A 21,689-nucleotide genomic window follows, 5' to 3' on the forward strand; every position below is an offset into this window, starting at 1 on the left:
AATTGGCGCAAGCAATATCAAGTAAAGAAGTCGTTATTCTTGAAGAAGGAAGTGTCACCTTACCACTAGGGTTTAAAGCAGGTGGAATTCATTGCGGTATTAAAAGAAAAAAATTAGACCTGGGGTATATTGTATCTGATGTTCCAGCCATAGCTGCTGGAGTGTATACCACAAATATCTTTCAAGCTGCTCCACTTTTAGTAACCCAAGAAAGCATCGCGAAAGAAAATAAGATTCAGGCAATACTCGTGAATTCCGGAAACGCTAATGCTTGCACAGGGGAGCAAGGATTAACCGATGCATTTGAAATGCAAAAGGAATTTGCCAGTGAACTTGGCATCCAAAGTCATTTGGTCGGAGTTACCTCGACAGGAGTTATTGGTGAGTTGCTTCCAATGGAAAAAATCAAAACAGGGATTAAACAAATCCTCATGAATGAATATGAAAATGAGGAAAACTTCAAAAAGTCGATCTTAACAACAGATACTTGCATGAAGCAAATAGCCGTGCAAGTAAAAATAGACGGAAAAACAGTAACCATCGGCGGAACAGCAAAGGGCTCCGGAATGATTCATCCCAACATGGCTACCATGCTTGGCTTTGTTACAACAGATGCCAATGTTGCTCACGATGACCTGCTTTATGCACTCAAGGACGTTACCAACCAAACATTTAATATGATTACCGTCGATGGGGACACAAGTACTAACGATATGGTTTTAGTTATGGCTAATGGCTTAGTGGCGAATAATCAACTGACAAAAGAACATCCGGACTGGGAGCTGTTTGTAGACGGTTTAAAAATAGTTTGTGAGTCGCTTGCCAAAAAAATTGCAAGAGACGGTGAAGGGGCCACAAAGCTAATCGAAGTTCAGGTTAACGGAGCATATAGTCAGAATGAAGCTAGAGCAGTGGGGAAATCAATCATTTCTTCTAATCTTGTAAAAACAGCCATTTACGGAACAGATCCAAACTGGGGCAGAATCGTAACAGCGGCAGGATACAGTGGAGTTCCAATCGAGCCTAGCTTGCTCGACGTTTCATTAGGCCAATATAAGGTATTCGAAAAAGGATTGCCTTGTCCGATTGTTGAGGAACAAGTCAAAGAGTACTTACAACAAGAAAATATCAAAATACTAGTTGAATTAAACCAAGGGGATTACAATGCAACCGCCTGGGGCTGCGATCTAACCTATGATTATGTCAAAATCAATGCATCTTACCGCACATAAGGGGGACAAAAGGATGAAATTTCTTGTCATTAAGTGCGGCGGAAGTGTGTTAGAAAATCTGCCAAAATCCTTTTATGAAGATATCGTGAAAATGTATAAGGCCGGTGAATGGATGCCGGTAATCGTACATGGAGGCGGACCATTAATTAATCAATTATTAAACAGCTTAAATGTTGAAACCACATTTGTGAATGGTCTTAGAGTAACAAATCATGAAGTTTTAGATATAGTCGAAATGGTCCTAAGCGGAATGGTTAATAAACAGGTTGTCAGAAACATTGTCGAAGCAAAAGGAAAGGCCATTGGGGTTAGCGGCGTTGATGGTACTTTGCTAAAAGCAAAACAGAGCAGTGATTCAAAAATATTAGGCTTTGTCGGAGAAGTTGTTGATGTGAATCAAAGTGTTATTGTGGGAATCATCAATCAAGGTTATATTCCAGTCATATCCCCAATTGGGGTTGATGCAAGTGGGCAAAGGTACAATATAAACGGTGATATTGCTGCCTCTGCCATTGCTAAGGCGTTGGAAGCAAATTTATGTTTTGTTAGTGATATTCCCGGAATTTTAGTGGAAAAAGATGGTACGAAGACGAAAATCGATAAAGTATCTAAGGCCATTATTGAAGAGATGATTAATAATCAAACAATTTTTGGTGGAATGATACCAAAAGTTAAGGCAGCAATTGATGGCCTCGTTCACAATATTCCTGAGGTTGCGATTATTAACGGATTTGAGAAGAATAGCTTGATAGATTATACAAACGGCAAAAAAATCGGTACAAAAATTGTCTTAGAAGAGGAGATAGCGTGATGGTGAACAATACTTCCGTCTTTCAGATGTCGCCTGTTATGGCAACTTACAGCCGCTTTCCGATCACGCTGGTGAAGGGAAAAGGAAGTTACATTTGGGATGATCAAGGTAACCAATTTCTAGATTTTACATCTGGTATTGCCACCTGCAATTTAGGGCATGTACCTGAAGCTGTAAAAGAAAAGCTAGAAAAGCAGCTTCAGAACCTGTGGCACTGCTCAAACCTTTACGAAATTCCCAATCAACAGGAGCTGGCTGCCTTACTTGTTGAAAATAGCTGTGGCGACCAAGTGTTTTTTTGTAACAGCGGGGCAGAAGCTAACGAAGCAGCTATAAAGCTTGCGAGAAGATATGCAAATAATGTAAAGGGCAGCGGCTCATCCGAAGTAGTCACCTTTCAACAATCGTTTCATGGAAGAACATTAGCGACCTTATCTGCAACCGGGCAGGAAAAAATTCAGCAAGGCTTTTATCCACTTATGCCTGGATTCAGATACCTACCATTTAACGACATCGATGGACTCGATGAACTTATAACAATCAAGCCTGCAGCGGTCCTGTTAGAGCTTGTTCAGGGCGAAGGGGGAGTCATTCCAGCGAACCCAAAATGGGTGGAAAAGCTAGCCCAAATTTGCAAGGACAATGAAATCCTGCTGATGGTCGATGAAATCCAAACAGGTATTGGCAGAACAGGCACGCTCTTTGCCTATGAACAATATGCAATCGAACCGGATGTAATCAGTATTGCTAAAGGTCTCGGCTCCGGTTTTCCAATAGGTGCGATTATTGCTAAAGAAGAAGCAGCAAAGGGGTTTGAACCAGGCACCCACGGTAGCACGTTTGGTGGAAACCCCTTAGCTACAGCTGCCGGGCAGGCAACCATTACTTATATACTCGAAAGCAACTTAATCGATCATGTGAAAGAAGTGTCAGCTTACCTCGACCTTCAGCTCCAAAGCCTGAAGGAAAAGTACCCATTTATTAAAGAAATTCGCGGTAAAGGGCTGCTTAAAGGAGTGGTTGTTGAAACCGAGGCACTTAAAATAGTCAAAAAGGCATTAAAAAACAACCTACTTATTTTAACAGCGGGCCAGAATGTCGTTCGGATATTACCGCCGCTTACAGTGACTAATGAAGAAATTAACGAATTTAAAGTTAAATTGGATAAGACATTCCAAAGTATAGAGAAAGGCGAGTGAGAATGTTGAAACATGGTTATCTTACTTTGGAATCGGGAGAAGTATTTGAAGGTGTATTAATTGGTGCAGAAAAGGATTCATTCGGTGAAGTCGTTTTTAATACAAGTATGACCGGTTACCAAGAAATCATTACCGACCCTTCCTACGCCGGACAAATCATAACTTTTTGCTATCCGATTATCGGAAGCTACGGAATCAATGCTCTGGATGATGAAAGTATTACACCAGCATTAGCAGGAGTAATAATTGGTGACCTATGTGAAACACCGAGCCATTATCAATCCATCTCCAAGTTTTCTGAAAAACTAAAGCAAGCTAGGGTTCCAGGGATCGCGGGAGTGGATACAAGACGCCTGGTAAAAACCATTCGCAGCAGAGGGACAGTCAAAGGATACTTAAGCAATACAAAGAACTTAAACTATTCCACAACTGAAATACCGTCATTTTGGGTAGAAAAAGTATCAACGAAGAAGACACAATTTTTCAACAACAGAGGACCGCATGTCGTGTTAATTGATTTTGGCTATAAAAAGTCGATTCTCAATGCTCTTTTAACAGAAAACTGTTCGGTCACCCTTGTGCCTTACAATACTTCTTTTGAAAAAATAAAAGCCTTAAACCCGGATGGTGTTCTTCTTAGTAATGGACCTGGTGACCCGATGGAGTTGAAGAAGTGGTTCCCGGAAATCAAAAAAATTTCTCAGCACTATCCAACGCTTGGAATCTGCCTTGGGCATCAGTTAATCGCACTAGCCTATGGGGCAAAAACTGAAAAGCTCTCATACGGGCATCGCGGCGGTAATCATCCAGTTAAAGAAATAATAACCGGTAAAGTGAAAATAACTGCACAAAATCATGGATATGTCGTCGTTGACGAAAGCATTGACACCAATGTATTCGCTGTAACCTACCGTAATGTCAATGACAAATCAATTGAGGGATTAAAGCATCAAATCTATCCGATCCAAACTGTGCAATTTCATCCTGAAGCCCATCCAGGACCGAGCGATACAGAATATATTTTAACAGATTTCGTAAGTCAGATAGCTTCAGTGGGAGAGACAGTCTATGCCGTTAAATGAAAAATTAACCAAAGTACTAGTGATTGGCTCAGGTCCGATTGTGATCGGGCAAGCTGCGGAATTTGATTATGCAGGAACACAGGCGTGTATCGCTCTTAAAGAAGAGGGAATCGAAGTTATTTTAATCAATAATAACCCTGCAACGATTATGACAGATGAAGCCATTGCCGATAAGGTTTATATCGAACCGCTAACCGTTGCAACAATTGAAAAAATTATTCAGAAGGAAAAGCCGGATGGTGTGATTGGCACGCTGGGTGGGCAAACGGGCTTAAATTTAACGGTGCAGCTTTATGAACAGAATATTTTAGAAAAATACAATGTAGAATTGTTAGGAACCTCCGTCGAATCTATCAAAAACGGAGAAGACCGGGAAAAGTTCCGCAATTTGATGCTTAAAATCGGTGAACCGATACCAGAATCAGCGATTATTCATAGCTTTGAAGACGGGGCAGCCTTTGTAAAGGAAATCGGTTTTCCGGTTATCATTCGTCCTGCCTATACGCTGGGAGGGGACGGCGGCGGATTCGCTCATGACGCTGAAGAACTAGAAACTGTCTTGAAAAAAGGCTTAGCAGCGAGTCCCATCTCTCAAGTATTAGTCGAAAAAAGCATTAAAGGCTGGAAGGAAATTGAATATGAGGTCATGAGGGATGCAAATGATACGTGCATTATTGTTTGCAATATGGAAAACATGGACCCGGTTGGTGTGCATACCGGCGATTCCATTGTCGTTGCTCCGTCGCAAACCTTGACGGATGTCCAATATCAAATGCTCCGTGACGTTTCGATAAAGGTTATCAAAGAATTAGAGATAATTGGCGGCTGCAACATTCAGTTCGCCCTGCATCCGGAATCAAACCAGTATTACATCATTGAAGTAAACCCGAGGGTAAGCCGTTCGTCGGCACTTGCTTCAAAAGCAACTGGTTATCCCATCGCAAGAATGGCCGCAAAGTGTGCAATTGGCTACCACTTAGATGAGATTGTGAATCCTATAACAGGTAATACCTTTGCTTCGTTTGAACCGGCGATTGATTATATAGTGGTTAAACTACCTCGTTTTCCATTTGACAAGTTCCCTGAGGCAGACCGAACTTTGGGAACACAAATGAAAGCAACTGGGGAAGTCATGGCGATTGACCGAACATTTGAAGGTGCTCTAAACAAGGCGATTCGGTCGATGGAAATGGATGTTTACGGTCTATGCCTTGAGGTAAATAAATCATTAAATGAGACATCCTTGTTTGAACTTCTGGATAAAGCAAATGACAGACGGCTATTCGTCATTGCTGAAGCATGTAGAAGAGGGATCTCTCTTGAGAAACTTCAACAGCTGACTGAAATTGATCCATGGTTTTTATACAAAATTAATTCCATCGTTGCATTTGAAATGGAATTATCGGCCTATAGCTGGGAGGATGTTCCTTTACCATTGTTGAAAGAAGCAAAACGAAATAATATTGCCGATAAGTTATTATCACAAATTTACAATATCCCAGAAAAACAAGTCAGAACCAAGTGGAAAGAACTCAACTGGAAACCAGGCTATAAGATGGTTGACACCTGCTCGGCAGAATTTGATGCCGTGACACCTTACTATTATTCTACTTGGCATGGGGTTGACGAAGTAGAAATTACCAATAAGAAAAAAATTCTTGTCATTGGTTCAGGACCGATTCGAATCGGCCAAGGGATTGAATTCGATTACTGCTCAGTCCATGCCGCAAAAGCGATTAAGAAAAAGGGCTATGAGGCCGTGGTGATGAATAACAACCCTGAGACGGTAAGTACTGATTATTCAATCGCGGATCGCCTCTATTTTGAACCGTTAGCTGCTGAGGATGTCCTTCATGTGATTGAAAAAGAGCGGGTTGAAGGCGTATTAATTCAATTTGGCGGGCAAACGGCTATTAATTTAGCCCATGATTTAGAGAATGAAGGAGTTAAGATTTTAGGCACTTCCGTGGACAATGTCGACCGTCTGGAGGATCGCAAAGAATTTTATCAGCTTTTAGAAGATTTAAACATCCCCCATATTGAAGGGGAAACTGTATCCCATGTGGATGAATTAGCCACAGCTGCAGCTGAATTAGGCTACCCGGTTCTTGTGAGACCTTCTTATGTCATTGGTGGTCAATCGATGTTTACGATTTTTTCAGAAAGGGATCTACAAAGCTATCTCATACAGCTTGAAAAGAACTCAAATGCTAAAATGTGGCCGTTATTAGTAGATAAATATTTGCCTGGATTAGAATGCGAGATTGATGTGATAAGTGACGGGAGCACAATTGTTGTTCCAGGAATCTTTGAACATATTGAAAAAGCAGGCGTACACTCCGGTGACAGTATTTCTGTCTTTCCGCCAATTTCGATATCAGAAAAAATCAAGGAAACATTACTTGGATATGCAGGCGAAATTGCTAAAACCGCACCAATCATCGGCATGATGAATATCCAATTTGTTATTTATGAGAACCAGGTTTATGTTCTGGAGGTAAACCCTCGTTCATCGAGAACGGTGCCAATCATCAGTAAAGTCACGGGTGTTCCGATGATTGAATGGGCGGTATGTGTACAGTTAGGCGATTCCTTAACGGATTTGAGCCCGATAAAAGGATTACTGGCAGAACCAAATTATTTTTCCATAAAAGCACCGATTTTTTCATCAAGTAAGCTAAAGGGGGTCGACCATGTCCTTGGACCGGAAATGAAATCAACAGGTGAAGCGCTTGGCATCGGGTTAACTTACCAAGAAGCCTTTGATAAGGCGATTCCCTCGATGAGTGAGAATCCGGAAAAAACGTATATCTTTTGTTCCATTGCAGATCGTGAAAAGCAAGAAAGTCTTCCAATCATCAAGAGCCTTATCAAGAATCGATTCAAGCTGGCTGCGACGGAAGGTACGGCTGATTTTTTAAAGAATAAAGGCATTCCTGTTGAAAAAGTAGTGAAGGACGATCAGGATGTTAATGACCTATTTCGGAATCACGCCATGAAGGCTGTGATTAATATTCCGAACCAAGGAAGGAACAAACTGAAATTTGGTTTTTACATTCGTGAACAAGCGATTCGTTATAAGGTCCCAGTGTTCACGCATTTAGATACGGTTAATGCCATCATTGGTTTAGGAAATAGTCCTATTTCCGATTATGAAGCACGGTCGGTAAGTGAATATTACAATTTGGAAATGGAAGGTGTTGTTCATGTTAGAAGCATATAAATTGAAGGATACAAGTTGTACTGAAAGCATAATATCAAAGGGAAAAGATTTTTTACAGCTTGCCGATTTTAGCACAGAGGAAATTCTTCATCTGCTAGATGTGGCACAGGAATTGAAGGCAAAGCAAAAGAAGGGAAAACCGCATTCGTTCTTAAGCGGAAAGGTTTTAGGAATGATTTTTGAAAAATCTTCAACCCGTACAAGAGTATCGTTTGAGGTTGGGATGCTCCAGCTTGGGGGTCATGCGATTTTTCTAAGCTCGAAAGACCTACAGCTTGGCAGAGGGGAAAGTATTTCTGATACCGCCAAAGTATTATCTCGTTATGTGGATGGCATCATGATTCGAACTTTTTCGCACGACTCGGTTGAAGAGTTGGCAGAGCATGCAACCGTTCCGGTTATTAATGGTTTAACTGACCTACATCATCCAACCCAAGTAATGGCAGACCTGCTGACCATCCTTGAACATAAAGGGAAATTGTCAGGCTTAAAGATGTGCTATTTAGGAGACGGAAATAACAATATGGCTCATTCATTAATGGAAGGCGCTGTTAAAACAGGAATGCACATTAGCATTGCCAGCCCGCTCGATTATTTGCCCAATGCAAAAATAACAGAGAAGGCAATGGAAGTGGGCAAACATACGGGAAGTATAGTAAAGGTGACAACCGATCCACAGGAAGCTGTTAAAGACGCGGATGTCATTGTTACAGATGTTTGGACCAGCATGGGTCAGGAGGAAGAAACCGAAAAGCGGCTCAAGGTGTTTGCATCCTATCAAGTAAATGAGGAATTATGTAAGCATGCTAAAAACGATTTTCTCTTTTTACATTGCCTGCCGGCTCATCGCGGCGAAGAGGTATCTGCGGAAATTATTGATGGACCGCATTCGGTCGTATTTGATGAAGCAGAGAACCGCCTCCATGCCCAAAAAGCAATTTTAAAATTATTACTAGCATAATAGTATTTATTTTTTTGATTTTTGATGTATAATAATTCTATTGGTTGAATAATAATACACATTAACATAAGGAGAATACAGATGACAAAAGAGAAAATCGTTTTAGCCTATTCAGGCGGTTTAGATACATCCGTATCTGTTAAATGGATTCAGGAAAAATATGGTTATGATGTGATTGCCTTAGGCCTTGATGTTGGTGAAGGTAAGGACTTAGAAGCCATTAAAAACAAGGCATTGAATGTCGGCGCCATCAAAGCAATTATGATTGATGGGAAAGAATTATTAGCCAAGGAGTATATTCTTCCCGCTTTGAAGGCTAATTGTTTATATGAAGGAAAGTACCCATTATCTTCTGCCCTTTCCAGACCGCTAATTTCTAAATTATTGGTCGAAGTCGCTGAAAAAGAGGGTGCCGCCGCTGTAGCTCACGGCTGTACAGGTAAAGGAAATGACCAAGTGCGCTTTGAAGTTTCGGTTCAGGCGTTAAATCCAAACTTAAAAGTAATCGCTCCAGTTCGTGAATGGGGCATGACCCGTGACGAAGAAATATTGTATGCACAGGAAAACGGGATTCCGATTCCCGTTGATTTAGATAATCCATTTTCGATTGATGCCAACATTTGGGGCCGTGCCTGCGAAGCTGGTGTTCTTGAAAATCCATGGGCGGAGGCACCGGAAGCGGCATTTGATTGGACCAACCCGATTGAATTAACACCAGATGAAGCAGAATATGTGGAAATTGATTTCGTGCAGGGAATTCCTGTGGCGCTTAATGGCGAACAGCTTCCCCTTGTTCAGCTAATTGAAACGTTAAATGATCTTGGCGGCAAGCACGGTGTTGGTCGTATTGACCACATTGAAAATAGATTAGTAGGAATTAAATCACGTGAAGTGTACGAGAATCCTGCAGCACTCATTTTAATCAACGCTCATAAGGAATTAGAATTTTTGACTTTACCTCGTGAGGTTACCCAGTTCAAAACACAGGTTGATCAGCAAATGGCAAAAATTATTTATGAAGGCCTTTGGTATTCTCCGTTAAAAACAGCCCTTGATGCCTTTATTGATGAAACGCAGAAGGTTGTTTCTGGAACCATCCGAGTCAAACTTCATAAAGGGAATCATACGGTTGTTGGCCGTAAGTCCCCTCACAGCCTTTACAATGAGGAATTAGCAACCTATGCAAAAGGAGATGCTTTTGATCATAATGCAGCGGTTGGTTTTATTAAACTTTGGGGTTTACCGACAAAGGTTTATGCTGAAGTGAATAATAAAGACTCAATTTTAAAATAATACAGATTGCCCTCGAAGCTTACATTTCGGGGGCAAACTGATTAGTGGAAGACTCAATTTTAGATTCAAAACTATGGCGTTTTGCTATTCACTGATAAAATGCAAAACTCGGTGATAAAATAGCTGAACTCGCTGATAAAATAGCTGAATTCGCTGATAAACTAGCTGAATTCGCTGATAAATTAGCTGAATTCGCTGATATTCCTGCGAAATTCGCTGATAAAAAATTATTTCAGGTTAATGAAAAAAAAAAGCTCGTATTGAAGGGGGAGCATTATATGTCAAAGCTATGGGGCGGACGCTTTACAAAAGAAACGAACAAGCTCGTTGAAGAATTCACAGCTTCGATTTCTTTTGATCAAAAGCTAGCCAATGAAGATATCGATGGAAGCCTTGCCCATGTGCAAATGCTAGGGGAGTGCTCCATTATTCCGGTGGAGGATGCTGAGAAAATTAAGCATGGACTACTCGAGATTAAAGAGATGGTTAAACGTGATGAGGTTGAATTTCTTGTTGAAGATGAAGATATTCATATGAATATCGAGAAGCTGTTAATTGAAAAAATTGGTCCTGTTGGTGGCAAGCTTCACACGGGCCGCAGCCGGAATGACCAAGTGGCAACGGATATGCATCTTTATTTACGAACAAAAACGACTGAACTGATAAAATTAATGGAAGATGTACAGCAGGCAATCATCAATCAGGCCCAGGAAAATATTGAAACGTTGATTCCCGGCTATACCCACCTGCAGCGAGCCCAGCCGGTTTCCTTTGCCCATCATTTAATGGCTTACTTTTGGATGTTTGAACGGGATAAAGAGAGATTGATCGATTCCCAGAAACGGGTGAACTGGCTACCACTTGGTTCCGGAGCATTGGCAGGGACCACCTTTCCCATTAACCGCGAACGTGTTGCCGAGATATTAGGGTTTGAAACCATCTATCCAAACAGTATGGACGCAGTCAGCGATCGCGATTTCATCCTTGAATTTTTGTCGATTGGTTCGATTATCATGACCCATATTTCCCGATTATCTGAAGAACTGGTGATTTGGTCAAGCCAGGAATTTCAATTTGTGGAGTTGGATGATTCGTTTTGTACAGGATCAAGTATTATGCCACAAAAAAAGAACCCCGATGTTCCTGAGTTGCTAAGAGGGAAAACGGGGCGCACATATGGTAATTTAATTGGATTGTTAACTGTATTAAAAGGATTACCGCTCGCATATAATAAGGACTTACAAGAAGATAAAGAAGGTATGTTTGATACAGTTGAAACGTTAGAGGGGTCTTTAAAGCTGTTAGCACCGATGATTGAGAGTATGACAGTAAATAAAGATGTAATGCGAAAAGCAATTAACAATGATTTTTCTAATGCTACAGATATCGCCGATTACTTGGTAAGAAAAGGATTACCCTTCCGTGAAGCCCATGAAGTCATTGGGAAAATTGTTTTATATGCAATCCAGTCAAATAAGTTTTTGCTGGATTTAAGCTTTGCTGAGTATCAGGGGTTTAGTCGGTTATTTGAAGAAGATATCTACGTGGTATTGGCACCTGAGCATGTTGTGGCTGTTCGAAACAGCTTTGGTGGAACATCACCGGAACAGGTTAGAGGTCAAATTAAGCTTGCGGAAAAAAAACTGCAACAATAAGAAACCAGCTCGTCAAATGACGGGCTTTTATATTTGATTTGTATCTAAAACCAAAATAGTAGATAATTTTTTCATAGCTTACCAAAAGGAGTAGACAAATGAAATTAAGAGTATCTGCTGTACAGTACCATCTCCATACGATTCAATCGTTTGCAGAATTCGCCGCCGAATGCGCGCATTACATTAAAACAGCTGAAGAGTTTGGTGCAGAGTTTGTTCTGTTTCCTGAGCTTTTTACTACTCAGCTCCTATCTATTGACAATGGTCAGGGTCGAAGCCTAACTATAGATGATTTGCCGAGCTTTACCGAGCAATACCACGAATTATTCTCCAATTTTGCAAAGCAAACAACCATGCACATAATCGCGGGAACACATGTCATCAAAAAGGACGGTAAGCTTTATAATACCGCGTATTTATTTTATCCAGATGGACGAGTGGGTGAGCAGGCCAAGCTTCACATTACACCAACAGAGGTGAATGAGTGGAATATGGCAGCAGGCGATTCATTTCAGATCTTTGAAACGAACAAAGGGAAAATTGCCATACTGACCTGCTACGATATTGAGTTTCCGGAAATCGTTCGCATAGCTAAGGCAAAGGGGGCAGACGTTATTTTCTGTCCCTCATGTACAGAGGACCGTCATGGCTTCCACCGTGTCCGTTACACAAGCCATGCCCGGGCAATAGAAAATCAGCTATATGTTGTCTTAACTGGAACTGTTGGCTCACTGCCAACGGTTGACTTTATGCGCAGTAATATTGGTCAGGCCGTAATCATTACTCCTAATGATATCCCATTCCCACCAAAAGGCATTCAAGTTGAAGGAGAAATCAATAATGACATGGTCATCACGGCGGATCTTGATTTAGAACTCTTATACGAGGTGCGCGAGCGCGGCACGGTCACAACCTGGCGCGATCGCAGAACGGACCTATATGTGGATTGGGGAAAATGATCGAAATGATCTGATTGGCTTGTATCGAAGCGAGTATTCCGTTTTTACCAAAGATCAACTTCAGCTCATCATCATTCATCGTTCCCCCTAACAACCAGCAGGTAAGGCTAAAGATGATTGAAAAAATCAATGCAAAGGAAACTATTGCAATATTGCCGCTTTAATGAAAAAACCTATTGACATTGACTGAAAATTTAGCTAATATACTTTTTATACATTGGAAATTAATGAAAAAATATATAAAACTCTTATCCAGAGCGGCGGAGGGACTAGGCCCGATGAAGCCCGGCAACCATCAAGGTAATCCTTGAAAAGGTGCTAATTCCTGCAGGTTATTTTTAACCTGGAAGATAAGAGGAGGAAACTAACCCTCTTCTTATGAAGAGGGTTTTATTTTTCAAAAAAACTGATGGTCAAATTCTCAATTCATTTGAAGGGGTGGAAAAGCATGTCTGTAATTAAAGTGGCAATTCTAGGTTTTGGTACGGTTGGTCAAGGGGTATATAAGACGATACAATCCCATGGCGAAGAGTTAACAGCTGTTTTAGGAAAAAAGGTCGAAGTGGCAGCTGTCCTCATCAAAAATAATCAGAAGGAAAGAGAAATAAGTGAAGAAGTTCTGGTTACGACTAATTTTGGAGAAATCCTAGACCTTCCCCAGCTTGACATTGTTGTCGAAGCCATCGTCGATAAAGAACCAACGTTTACATTTTTGAAAAAAGCAATAAAGCACGGCTGCCACATCATTACAGCGAATAAAGAAATGTTTGCCCACCATGGAAAAGAGCTGATCGAGCTCGCAGATGAGAATCATGTTTCCATTGGCTTTGAAGCAACAGTTGCAGGGGGAATTCCGGTCATTCAAACCTTAAGGGAGTTATTAAAAATTAATCGCGTCGATCAAGTTCAAGGCATCTTAAATGGAACATCAAATTTCATCTTGACGGAAATGCGTGTGAAAAAGCAGTCTTTTGCTCAAAGCTTACTTCAAGCACAACTAAATGGTTATGCCGAGGCGGATCCAACAAATGATGTTGAAGGCTATGATGCTTTTTATAAAACAATGATCCTCAGCAGAATTAGCTTTGGGGAAGAACCAAATTGGCATGCTGTTGAGCGTGAAGGGATTACTTCGATAACAAGTGAATTAATCGCCGCAGCTGAAAAATTCGGCTTGAGGTTTAAACATGTTGCCAGTCTTACGAAAGCAGGAAATCAAATAAAAGCATCGGTTAAACCTGTCCTTGTTGGTCAGGAGCACCCTTTCTACCATGTTGAGGGAGTAGAAAATGCTGTCAATGTCCACTCGGATATTGTGGGAAGAATCACACTGCAGGGTCCTGGTGCCGGAATGTTTCCAACCGCAAGTGCTGTGATTGAAGATTTGGTTTATGTTTGTCAAAGTCATCCTGCCAAGCGCAGTTACACGGGGACACCTGGCGGAAACATTGGACAGAAAAATGAGGATAAAAAAGAATATTGGTTAGTACAGGGGCTAACCAAAAAATATGCAGCCCCTTCAATTACCTGGATTGATCAAGCTGCTAACGAGATCTTTATCATCCAGACAACCAGGAAAGAGGTGGACCAGCTCGCGATTCAACAAGGGGGGCTTGTCTACTATCCAATACTCGGGGAATATGAAACGCTGTTGAAAGATACAGCTTTAACAGCTTTATTATAAAAAGTCCAATCCTTTAAAAGAGCATCCGCAAGTGCTCTTTTTTCTGTGGAAAAGGGGCGGAGCGCCGCAAAAATGAATCACTTTAACCAGTTAAAGTGAAATACCCATTTCACTAGACGAAAGATGTGAAGTCTAGCTCTGCTCTCACCGCCTTTATTAGGTGACTACGGCTTGTTCTCTAAATTTATTTTCAGGATAGGGTTGGGAGTTGAAGCTCATGATAGTTTTTATTGAAAAAATGTGCAAATGACTGGGGATAAGTTTAGTCAAAAAAAAATTGCCTTCATATTGTGTAGAAGCTCGACCATTTGGACTAGCTATTTTATTAAAATAATATAGAGAAGGGGTGCGTCATGTTAGGAAATAGCCCAACAAAACAACATACTGAACGTGAAGAAGGGCTTTATGATATCTGGCCTGTTCCTCTTGCAAAAGAAACTGAAAGAAAAAGAACAAATTCAGCCAGTAAAAGAGAGGAAAAAAGTAAGGACCATAGCTCGAAAAGAAACAAAACTAAACAATCAAAAAGCATTCAGCAAGAGAGTGGACAAAGAAATAAGACTCAAAGCCTGCAAAGTCCGAGCCACGAAAATCAGAGCAGCTTAGATATTGAAGTCAGTATCATTATTCCCTCCAGTAATAAATACCCACTAAATCTATTGTCTCTCTTCTCCCTTGAAAATCAAACCTTTAATCAAGCAAAAATGGAAGTCATCTTTATAGATGATGCTTCAACAGATCAAACAGCAGAGACACTTAACAGTTATTCTCCTCCCTATCAGTTTATCTATATTCGCAGCAAAGAAAAGCTGGGGAGAGCGAAGAGCAGAAATTTAGGCATTCGTTCAGCAAGAGGGAGCATTCTTATTTTTCTAGATGCGGAAATGATAACCGAAGCTAATTTTGTGGAAAATCATTATAAGTCCCACCAATCAAAAGAAAACATGATTTTGTCGGGGGCCATGCATTCCAAAGCGCTCTATTCATGTGTTTTTCCAGAATTCTCCGAGAAGCAAATTAACAAGATTGGCGCTTTAACAAAAAATAATCAAGAAATTAATAAGAGGTTTCAAGTCTTTAATTATCCTAGTGAAGAGCTATTTCCATTAGTAGAAAAAAGTGATATTACTAGCGGATCCTTCCGGAGAATAGCCTTTAAAGCATATCCATGGTTCCAAGAGATTACTAAAAATTTTGACGACGATTTGCAAGGATTTGCGTTTCCATGGATGGCCTTTCTAACTGGGAATGTTTCGATTCGGAAGGCATTTATCGTCCAAGCTGGTGGGTTTGATGAAGATTTTTTCCATTATGGTTATGAGGATTGGGAATTAGGATACCGTCTTTATCAAATGGGTGCCGACTATCATGTAAGCAGCGCGGTGATAACCTATCACCAGGAGCACCCTGTTGGCGAAAGTAAATGGCAAGAGGCTGTTGGGAATTTTGGTCTTTTTACGATAAAACATCATGATGTTGATGTGCTAATTCTAGGATTAGAGCTTTCAAGACTAACAGATTTATTAACAATGAATAAGATCTTAATTGAATATAAATTACTTGTGCAATCTAATCTGGAGCAGATACCACAATTCCAAGAAAAATTCCTGTACATCCTCGAGACCATCACCCTTATGCTCGTAGTTGATATCCGTCATATTAACATCTTAGGGGCTGCAGGCTATGGCTCAGACGATAGAAAAGCACTACAAGAGGATATTAATCAGATAAAAAATCTGAACAAGTATAAACATTTAACTATTTTTTTGGAAAAGATCATAATCTCATAATCTGTGGAAAGGAGTGAAAATGTGGTTTCCATTATTACTTGTACGATAAGGGAAGAATGTATCGACAATGTTTTCAAAAACTATCAACAGCAAACTTATCAGGATAAAGAGCTGATAATTATTTTGAATAAGGATTCGATGGATATTAATCGATGGATCGGAAAAGCAAGGAATTATCCAAATGTCCAGGTTTATCAGCTCCATGAAAAAGCAACTTTAGGTGATTGCTTAAATTTTGGGGTGATGAATTCGACCTACGATATTATCGCGAAATTTGATGATGATGATTTTTATGGACCTGAGTATATTGCTAGTTCGATGGATGCTTTTAAGGATAAAAATATTTCGATTATCGGAAAGAGCTCGTGTTATATCTATTTTAAAAATAACAAAGCGCTGATTCATGTCCCAGGTGCAGAGAATTCCATCACTGATACAGTGGCTGGAGCAACATTAATGTTTAGAAAAGAAGTATTTTATTACTTCCGCTTTGAAAAAGTGAATCGTGCCGAGGATTACTTTTTCATTGATCAAGCCAAAAAAGCAGGTTTTACTATCTATTCTACCAGTCGTAATCATTTTGCTGTCATCCGGCATAACTCGGAAAATCACAGTTGGAAGATTTCCGATGAAGATCTAATGGGGTGGGGCGACATAATCGCCTATACGGATGATTTTCAATCCTTCGTGTAAAAAAAATAGAACTGAATAGTGGAGCAGGAACTACGGTCTTAAAAGTGTTTTAGATGAGAAACTGAAAAGTAAAGAGTCGGTATCACCATGCTGACTCGAATCTACATAAAAGGAACGTTTTGCGAAGCTTCCTATTTATTCACAGCTTTATTCACAAGCTGTGGATTGATTTGAAGGGATCCAACGAGCTTATGCACATTATCCACAGCTTTATTATAAGAATGGAGGATTGGTTTCTAACCTATTTGATGTAATAAGTTCACATTCTATTCAATTTTCTAATATTAATATGTTAATAAACTGTGAAAGTCGTTGTCATTTCAATACTAGGGGAGTATATTAAAAGTGTAGAGAAGATAGTGAAACAATTCACAAGATTTTCTACCAGATACAGCTAGCTGACACGCCCCTCATCGAAAGGGGAATAAAAATCTATTTAGTTATTAATTTGTGAAATAGTTCACAAAAAATAATAGGAGATGATTGTGATGAGATGGTACAAAACCCCTCAAGCAGCAGTTGTTTGGACAGTATTAAGAGTATGGCTTGGACTTCAATGGATGGAAGCAGGTTATCATAAATTAACAGGTGGATTTGATGCAGGTGGATTTTTAAAAGGAGCATTGGCCAATGCAACAGGTGATCATCCGGCAGTACAAGGATGGTACGCCGACTTCTTAAGCCAATTTGCCCTCCCAAATGTTCAAATTTTCAACGTCTTAATTCCTTGGGGAGAATTACTAGTTGGATTAGGATTAATCGTTGGATTAGCAACTATTCCAGCATTAGTTGCCGGGGCCTTTATGAACTTAAACTTTATGCTCGCAGGTACTACTAGCACAAACCCAATTCTTTATACAGTAGCAATGATTCTACTCTTCGCAGGAACTGGAGCATACTTATTCGGACTTGACCGATATGCTGTACCTTTTATCAAAGGTTATTTCAAAAAAGGTCATCTAAAAGGTGTCAAAATCAATCAACAGCAGTAGTAACGAGTTCTAATCGCTTAAAAAATGGTAACCTCTCTTTAGAACTCGCTGATCTATATTTTTCCCCCCTTTTAAATACTTAAGAAGCAGGGCATACCTGCTTCTCTTTTTATTGTGGAAAAGAGGCGGAGCGCAGCAAAAATGAATCATATTTATCCAATTATGCGGAAAAAATATATTTTTCACTTTGATTTAGTGAAGCTCAACTTTGCTCACACCGCCCGAATTATGTTGGAGCACTACTCCTATTCAATTAATTTCCATTCTTGGGCTGGGAGTTGAAACTCATGCTAGTTTTTATAGAAAATCGTTACCCGTTTATATTTTTTGCACGCTGGTTAGCGGCGTTTGAACGTGCTTGTGCCTCAAGATCTGCATGATCCGCGAGTTCCTGTGAGTATTCAACATCAATTCCATCTGACTTCATGTTCTTCGGCACTTGTGGAAGTGACCCTTTATTTTTATCACGATTATTGTGTCCTCGAGAACGTCCCATTACAAAAACCCCTCTCTTTTGTAAACTAATGAGAGCTGAAGCTGCTCCCTTTACTAGCATTTACATTTAGAGAGGGGTCCATTAATGGAAATATCTATAAAGACTATAGCTTCGTTTTTCTATCTGTATAACCACCTGCACGGTCTGCCCTTTTAAATTCGCGTTGATAGGCTACCTCTTGCATACTTGATAAAGTGTATTTCCCTCTATCCTTATCTTTTTTCTTCTTTTCCGCCATTTTGCTCATTCCTTTCAACATTTTTTGGCCGATAGGAAAGTATAATCTTTCCTATCAGGCTTAAGTGTAACTACGCCTCATGAACCGCCCTTAGGGACTCGTCAATCATCAAGTTAATTGGGAATGGTACGTTATGTACTTATTTCCATTTTTACCTTTTGTGAAAGGAATGATACGGATTTTAGTTAAATATATTTTTTAATGCCAATTTTAGTTCTGGATATTGGAATGGATAGCCATTTTCTAACAGCTTGTTTGGTAACACCTTTTGTCCGTCTACAACCAATGTACTCATCTCACCGAGCAGCAAGCGAAGGGCGAAACTTGGGACTGTAAGCCAGTGGGGGCGATGAATAACCTCAGCTAGAGTTTGCCCAAACTCAGCCATTGTAACGGGGTGTGGAGCAGTAAAATTGACTGGACCGTGGATGTTTTTATTTTCGATTATAAAGGAAATTCCTTTTATCACATCATCAATATGAATCCAGGACATCCACTGCTGTCCAGCTCCAATTGGACCGCCGATAAATGATTTATAGGGAAAGGCGATTTTCGGAAGTGCCCCCTCCTGTTTAGCAAGGATAATTCCAAACCGGCAAAGGGCTGTTCGAATGTCTAATTGCGAGGCATTAACTGCTTCTTTCTCCCATTCCATCACCGTCTGTGACAAGAAGTCATTACCAGAGCATTTATCTTCTTCGGTAAAAACTTTCTCCGCTGAAATTCCATAAATACCAATGGCACTGGCGTTAATAAGTGCTGTTGGTTTTATATCCATTTTCTTTATTATTGCTAATATTTCCCTAACAGTTTCAATCCTGCTGTCTAAAATTCTTTGTTTCCTTTTGTCCGTCCAACGTCCACTATTGATGGATTCTCCTGCAAGGTTGATAAAAATATCCGTTCCTTGTAAAGCGTGAATAGGGTCCGCTTTGCTACTTAACCATTGAACATATCGAATCCGTTCACTTTTGTTCGCTTTAATCTCTTTCCTTGTTAAAATAACCACTTCATGCCTTTTTTCTACTAATTCAGCCGTAAGGGCCCTGCCTACAAAACCTGTTCCGCCAGCGATTGCAATTTTCATTTTTTACAACCTCCCTTACTATTTATTTTACATTAAATAATGAAGAATATGGTAAAGTAGTCATGAGGTGAATGATATGGCCATAATTACAAAAATCACCACGCAACAAAAAAATCAAGATCGGTTAAATGTATTTATCGATTACGGCAAAGGTGAGGAATTTGCTTTTAGTATCGACAGCGATATATTAATCAAATTTCAATTAAAAAAAGGAATGGAGCTTGATGATTTTTCCACGATGGAAATCCAATATCAAGACGACATTCGTAAGGCGTATAACCTAGCGATTAATTATTTGGCAAGAAGAATGAGGTCAGAAAAAGAAATTAGTGATTACCTCAATCAAAAAGAAGTAGATGAACCAGTTATTAATGAAGTGCTCCATAAATTAACAGCCCAGCGATATATAAATGATGGAGAATATGCTTTAGCTTATGTGAGGACACAGGTAAATACGACCGATAAAGGGCCAAATTTAATCAAACTGGAGTTAAAGGAAAAAGGAATTTCAGAGGTAATTCGCCTCCAAGCACTGGAAGAATTTCCATTAGAGCTGCAAATCGAAAAAGCAAGTAAAGTAACTGAAAAGTTTTTCCAAAAGGGTTCAAAGGAGTCTTTGAAAATTCAAAAGCAAAAACTTGAACAATTACTGCAAAGAAAAGGATTTTCTTTTGAGGTCATTCATATTGCTCTAAATGAGACCGAAGTGGACAAAGAAGATGATGAGGAAATGGAAGCCATCAGGTATCAAGGGGAAAAGGCCCAGCGGAAGTTTTCACAATTAACAGGATTCGAGTATCAGCAAAAGATGAAACAGACATTATATCGTAAAGGCTTTTCGATGGAGCTAATCGAAAGGTTTCTGGCGGATAAAGAAGAAAACTCATGACGTAATCGTCATGAGTTTTCAATTATAATCGAATCTGAATCCAATTGTTTCATAATGATTTCTGCAATTTCTTTAGCTGACCTTAGACGTGATTTATCTTTAATGTGGTTGCTTTCGTCCCAAAATGGGGTATTCATGCCGCCCATATAAACGGCATTAAATTTAATGCTGCTGTTTTCATATTCCTTCTGCAGACTTTCAGTAAATCCACGGACGGCAAATTTGCTGGCAACGTATACAGCTTCATTCACTTTTCCACGTAGGCCGGCGGTAGAAATAATATTCATAATTCTTCCCTCACTATTTTTAGGTAGTAACGGCAATACGGCCTTGGTCATTAGAATGGTTCCTAGTATGTTTGTATCTAGCATTTCACTGATTTGCTGCTTATCCATTTCCACTAATGGACCAAAATACCCCAAACCGGCGTTATTGATCAGCCCAGAAATTTCATATGTACTGCTTATTTCGTTTATTTTTTTCAAAACATCTTCATTATTCCGAATATCTAAGGGAAGGATATCGGCTTTTCCCCCGGTTGCTTCAATTTCTTGCTTTGCAGCAGTTAATTTTTCTATTGTTCTGCCGGTGAGTAATATGTGAAAGCCTTTTTTGGAAAAAAGCACGGCTAATTCTTTTCCTAATCCTGACCCTGCACCAGTTACGATAATTGTATTCATTGTGTCGTCTCCTTCAAAATAGTTTTGCCTTTATTAATTCTACAAAGATAACTATACTAAAATTAAGAGAAAAGTGGGAGTGAATGAGATGCAGCAGGTGAAACGCTATAGTGAAATGACGGAATACGAACTAAGGGAAGAAATTGCCATGCTCCAAGAGAAGGCGAGAAAAGCGGAGCAGATGGGCATGATTAATGAGTTTGCTGTTCTTGAAAGAAAAGTTTCAATGGCCCGGGCATACATTTCAAACCCAGATACCTTTAAGCCAGGAGAAATTTATGAAATCGAAGGAGACCCCGGTCAATATTTCAAAATTGACTATTTAAACGGTGTTTTCGCGTGGGGATATCGACTTAAGGGCGATGGAAAAGAAGAGGCTCTGCCAATATCCTTATTAAAGGGGCTTAAATAATAAAAGGACAAACCAGAGAATTTTCTCTGGTTTGTCTTGGCCGATAGGAAAGTAAAACTTTCCTATCACTACTTATAAACCTGTGGTGATTCATCATCACGTTCGCCTGAAGCGCGCATCCGTTCTTGTGGATGCGTATTGATGGTGCCGTTTGCTCTTTTTGAAGCATATTCTGCTTTCGCTCTTGGCTCTCCCTCAAATTTGTTGTTATTTTGGTTTGGGAAATTCGTCACTTTATTTCTCATGCTATACCTCCATAAAAGAGAATGAGAAAAACGTGTAAATAAAAGCATTCTCTATGCTTACCACGTAA

Annotated in this window: 20 protein-coding genes and 1 riboswitch; of the genes, 15 read left to right on the forward strand and 5 right to left on the reverse strand. The window is 39.9% G+C overall.

The genetic code is table 11. The features are described 5' to 3' along the window. The first annotated feature begins 2 nt into the window (after positions 1–2). The 13 genes from argJ (at position 3) to M5A78_RS14200 (ending at position 17,574) form a co-directional block, all read left to right on the forward strand. A complete protein-coding gene (gene argJ, locus M5A78_RS14140; protein ID WP_248735920.1) occupies positions 3–1,232 on the forward strand; it encodes a bifunctional ornithine acetyltransferase/N-acetylglutamate synthase in 1,230 nt (409 codons plus the stop codon). Between the two features lie 13 nt (positions 1,233–1,245). After that, complete coding sequence (argB, locus tag M5A78_RS14145; protein ID WP_248735921.1) at positions 1,246–2,043, forward strand: acetylglutamate kinase; 798 nt, start codon at positions 1,246–1,248, stop codon at positions 2,041–2,043. Continuing rightward, positions 2,043–3,242 carry an acetylornithine transaminase gene (locus tag M5A78_RS14150; protein ID WP_248735922.1) on the forward strand — a complete coding sequence of 400 codons (1,200 nt, stop codon included), beginning with the start codon at positions 2,043–2,045 and terminating at the stop codon, positions 3,240–3,242. The genes argB and M5A78_RS14150 overlap by 1 nt, the downstream gene beginning before the upstream one ends. Positions 3,243–3,247: 5 nt before the next feature. After that, entirely contained in the window at positions 3,248–4,324 is a 1,077-nt protein-coding gene (locus tag M5A78_RS14155; RefSeq protein ID WP_248735960.1) for a carbamoyl phosphate synthase small subunit, read from the forward strand. Then, positions 4,311–7,547 carry a carbamoyl-phosphate synthase (glutamine-hydrolyzing) large subunit gene (gene carB, locus M5A78_RS14160; RefSeq protein ID WP_248735923.1) on the forward strand — a complete coding sequence of 1,079 codons (3,237 nt, stop codon included), beginning with the start codon at positions 4,311–4,313 and terminating at the stop codon, positions 7,545–7,547. The genes M5A78_RS14155 and carB overlap by 14 nt, the downstream gene beginning before the upstream one ends. Continuing rightward, on the forward strand, positions 7,531–8,508 hold the full coding sequence (gene argF, locus M5A78_RS14165; protein ID WP_248735924.1) for an ornithine carbamoyltransferase: 978 nt from the start codon (positions 7,531–7,533) through the stop codon (positions 8,506–8,508). The genes carB and argF overlap by 17 nt, the downstream gene beginning before the upstream one ends. A gap of 81 nt (positions 8,509–8,589) precedes the next feature. Continuing rightward, positions 8,590–9,801, forward strand: a complete 1,212-nt coding sequence (locus M5A78_RS14170) for an argininosuccinate synthase (protein ID WP_248735925.1) — start codon at positions 8,590–8,592, stop codon at positions 9,799–9,801. A gap of 278 nt (positions 9,802–10,079) precedes the next feature. Beyond that, positions 10,080–11,456 carry an argininosuccinate lyase gene (gene argH, locus M5A78_RS14175; protein WP_248735926.1) on the forward strand — a complete coding sequence of 459 codons (1,377 nt, stop codon included), beginning with the start codon at positions 10,080–10,082 and terminating at the stop codon, positions 11,454–11,456. Between the two features lie 98 nt (positions 11,457–11,554). Further along, positions 11,555–12,415 carry a carbon-nitrogen hydrolase family protein gene (locus M5A78_RS14180; RefSeq protein WP_248735927.1) on the forward strand — a complete coding sequence of 287 codons (861 nt, stop codon included), beginning with the start codon at positions 11,555–11,557 and terminating at the stop codon, positions 12,413–12,415. A gap of 245 nt (positions 12,416–12,660) precedes the next feature. After that, a riboswitch (SAM riboswitch) is annotated at positions 12,661–12,772 on the forward strand. 91 nt (positions 12,773–12,863) lie between these two features. Beyond that, positions 12,864–14,099, forward strand: a complete 1,236-nt coding sequence (locus M5A78_RS14185; protein WP_248735928.1) for a homoserine dehydrogenase — start codon at positions 12,864–12,866, stop codon at positions 14,097–14,099. 353 nt (positions 14,100–14,452) lie between these two features. Then, positions 14,453–15,889 carry a glycosyltransferase family 2 protein gene (locus M5A78_RS14190; RefSeq protein WP_248735929.1) on the forward strand — a complete coding sequence of 479 codons (1,437 nt, stop codon included), beginning with the start codon at positions 14,453–14,455 and terminating at the stop codon, positions 15,887–15,889. 21 nt (positions 15,890–15,910) lie between these two features. After that, positions 15,911–16,582: a glycosyltransferase gene (locus M5A78_RS14195; RefSeq protein WP_248735930.1), complete on the forward strand. Its 672-nt coding sequence runs from the start codon at positions 15,911–15,913 to the stop codon at positions 16,580–16,582. Between the two features lie 488 nt (positions 16,583–17,070). Then, positions 17,071–17,574 (forward strand): DoxX family protein, encoded by a 504-nt coding sequence (locus tag M5A78_RS14200; protein ID WP_248735931.1) that lies wholly within the window; start codon positions 17,071–17,073, stop codon positions 17,572–17,574. Positions 17,575–17,884: 310 nt separating this feature from the next. On the opposite strand, the gene M5A78_RS14205 is transcribed toward M5A78_RS14200, so the two are convergent. The 3 genes from M5A78_RS14205 to M5A78_RS14215 form a co-directional block, all read right to left on the reverse strand. After that, the gene (locus M5A78_RS14205) at positions 17,885–18,070 is read right to left on the reverse strand and encodes a YfhD family protein (protein ID WP_248735932.1); all 186 of its coding nucleotides are present in this window, start codon (positions 18,068–18,070) and stop codon (positions 17,885–17,887) included. Positions 18,071–18,173: 103 nt separating this feature from the next. Then, positions 18,174–18,308, reverse strand: coding sequence for a YfhE family protein (locus tag M5A78_RS14210; protein WP_248735933.1), 135 nt, complete (start codon positions 18,306–18,308; stop codon positions 18,174–18,176). Between the two features lie 181 nt (positions 18,309–18,489). Continuing rightward, positions 18,490–19,395, reverse strand: coding sequence for a TIGR01777 family oxidoreductase (locus tag M5A78_RS14215; RefSeq protein WP_248735934.1), 906 nt, complete (start codon positions 19,393–19,395; stop codon positions 18,490–18,492). Between the two features lie 76 nt (positions 19,396–19,471). On the opposite strand from M5A78_RS14215, the gene recX reads away from it, so the two are divergent. After that, positions 19,472–20,284 (forward strand): recombination regulator RecX, encoded by an 813-nt coding sequence (gene recX, locus M5A78_RS14220; protein WP_248735935.1) that lies wholly within the window; start codon positions 19,472–19,474, stop codon positions 20,282–20,284. 8 nt (positions 20,285–20,292) lie between these two features. Here recX and M5A78_RS14225 read toward each other — a convergent pair whose 3' ends face one another. Continuing rightward, positions 20,293–20,964 (reverse strand): SDR family NAD(P)-dependent oxidoreductase, encoded by a 672-nt coding sequence (locus M5A78_RS14225; RefSeq protein WP_248735936.1) that lies wholly within the window; start codon positions 20,962–20,964, stop codon positions 20,293–20,295. Between the two features lie 88 nt (positions 20,965–21,052). On the opposite strand from M5A78_RS14225, the gene M5A78_RS14230 reads away from it, so the two are divergent. Then, positions 21,053–21,376: a YfhH family protein gene (locus M5A78_RS14230; RefSeq protein WP_248735937.1), complete on the forward strand. Its 324-nt coding sequence runs from the start codon at positions 21,053–21,055 to the stop codon at positions 21,374–21,376. A gap of 68 nt (positions 21,377–21,444) precedes the next feature. Here the strand turns inward: M5A78_RS14230 and M5A78_RS14235 are convergent, their stop codons facing one another. Next, positions 21,445–21,621, reverse strand: coding sequence for a small, acid-soluble spore protein K (locus M5A78_RS14235; protein ID WP_248735938.1), 177 nt, complete (start codon positions 21,619–21,621; stop codon positions 21,445–21,447). Positions 21,622–21,689: the final 68 nt, after the last annotated feature.

It is taken from the genome of Neobacillus rhizosphaerae (assembly GCF_937468385.1).
Classification (GTDB): Bacteria; Bacillota; Bacilli; order Bacillales; family Cytobacillaceae; genus Neobacillus; species Neobacillus rhizosphaerae.

Bases quoted from the DNA above. Each gene is read 5' to 3' on its own strand.
- argH (WP_248735926.1), top strand. From the start codon at position 10,080: ATGTCAAAGCTATGGGGCGGACGCTTTACAAAAGAAACGAACAAGCTC.
- M5A78_RS14200 (WP_248735931.1), top strand. From the start codon at position 17,071: ATGAGATGGTACAAAACCCCTCAAGCAGCAGTTGTTTGGACAGTATTA.
- M5A78_RS14150 (WP_248735922.1), top strand. From the start codon at position 2,043: ATGGTGAACAATACTTCCGTCTTTCAGATGTCGCCTGTTATGGCAACT.
- M5A78_RS14180 (WP_248735927.1), top strand. From the start codon at position 11,555: ATGAAATTAAGAGTATCTGCTGTACAGTACCATCTCCATACGATTCAA.
- M5A78_RS14225 (WP_248735936.1), bottom strand. From the start codon at position 20,964: ATGAATACAATTATCGTAACTGGTGCAGGGTCAGGATTAGGAAAAGAA.
- M5A78_RS14210 (WP_248735933.1), bottom strand. From the start codon at position 18,308: ATGGCGGAAAAGAAGAAAAAAGATAAGGATAGAGGGAAATACACTTTA.
- M5A78_RS14215 (WP_248735934.1), bottom strand. From the start codon at position 19,395: ATGAAAATTGCAATCGCTGGCGGAACAGGTTTTGTAGGCAGGGCCCTT.
- argB (WP_248735921.1), top strand. From the start codon at position 1,246: ATGAAATTTCTTGTCATTAAGTGCGGCGGAAGTGTGTTAGAAAATCTG.
- M5A78_RS14230 (WP_248735937.1), top strand. From the start codon at position 21,053: ATGCAGCAGGTGAAACGCTATAGTGAAATGACGGAATACGAACTAAGG.
- M5A78_RS14185 (WP_248735928.1), top strand. From the start codon at position 12,864: ATGTCTGTAATTAAAGTGGCAATTCTAGGTTTTGGTACGGTTGGTCAA.
- M5A78_RS14235 (WP_248735938.1), bottom strand. From the start codon at position 21,621: ATGAGAAATAAAGTGACGAATTTCCCAAACCAAAATAACAACAAATTT.
- carB (WP_248735923.1), top strand. From the start codon at position 4,311: ATGCCGTTAAATGAAAAATTAACCAAAGTACTAGTGATTGGCTCAGGT.
- recX (WP_248735935.1), top strand. From the start codon at position 19,472: ATGGCCATAATTACAAAAATCACCACGCAACAAAAAAATCAAGATCGG.
- M5A78_RS14205 (WP_248735932.1), bottom strand. From the start codon at position 18,070: ATGGGACGTTCTCGAGGACACAATAATCGTGATAAAAATAAAGGGTCA.
- M5A78_RS14170 (WP_248735925.1), top strand. From the start codon at position 8,590: ATGACAAAAGAGAAAATCGTTTTAGCCTATTCAGGCGGTTTAGATACA.
- M5A78_RS14190 (WP_248735929.1), top strand. From the start codon at position 14,453: ATGTTAGGAAATAGCCCAACAAAACAACATACTGAACGTGAAGAAGGG.
- argF (WP_248735924.1), top strand. From the start codon at position 7,531: ATGTTAGAAGCATATAAATTGAAGGATACAAGTTGTACTGAAAGCATA.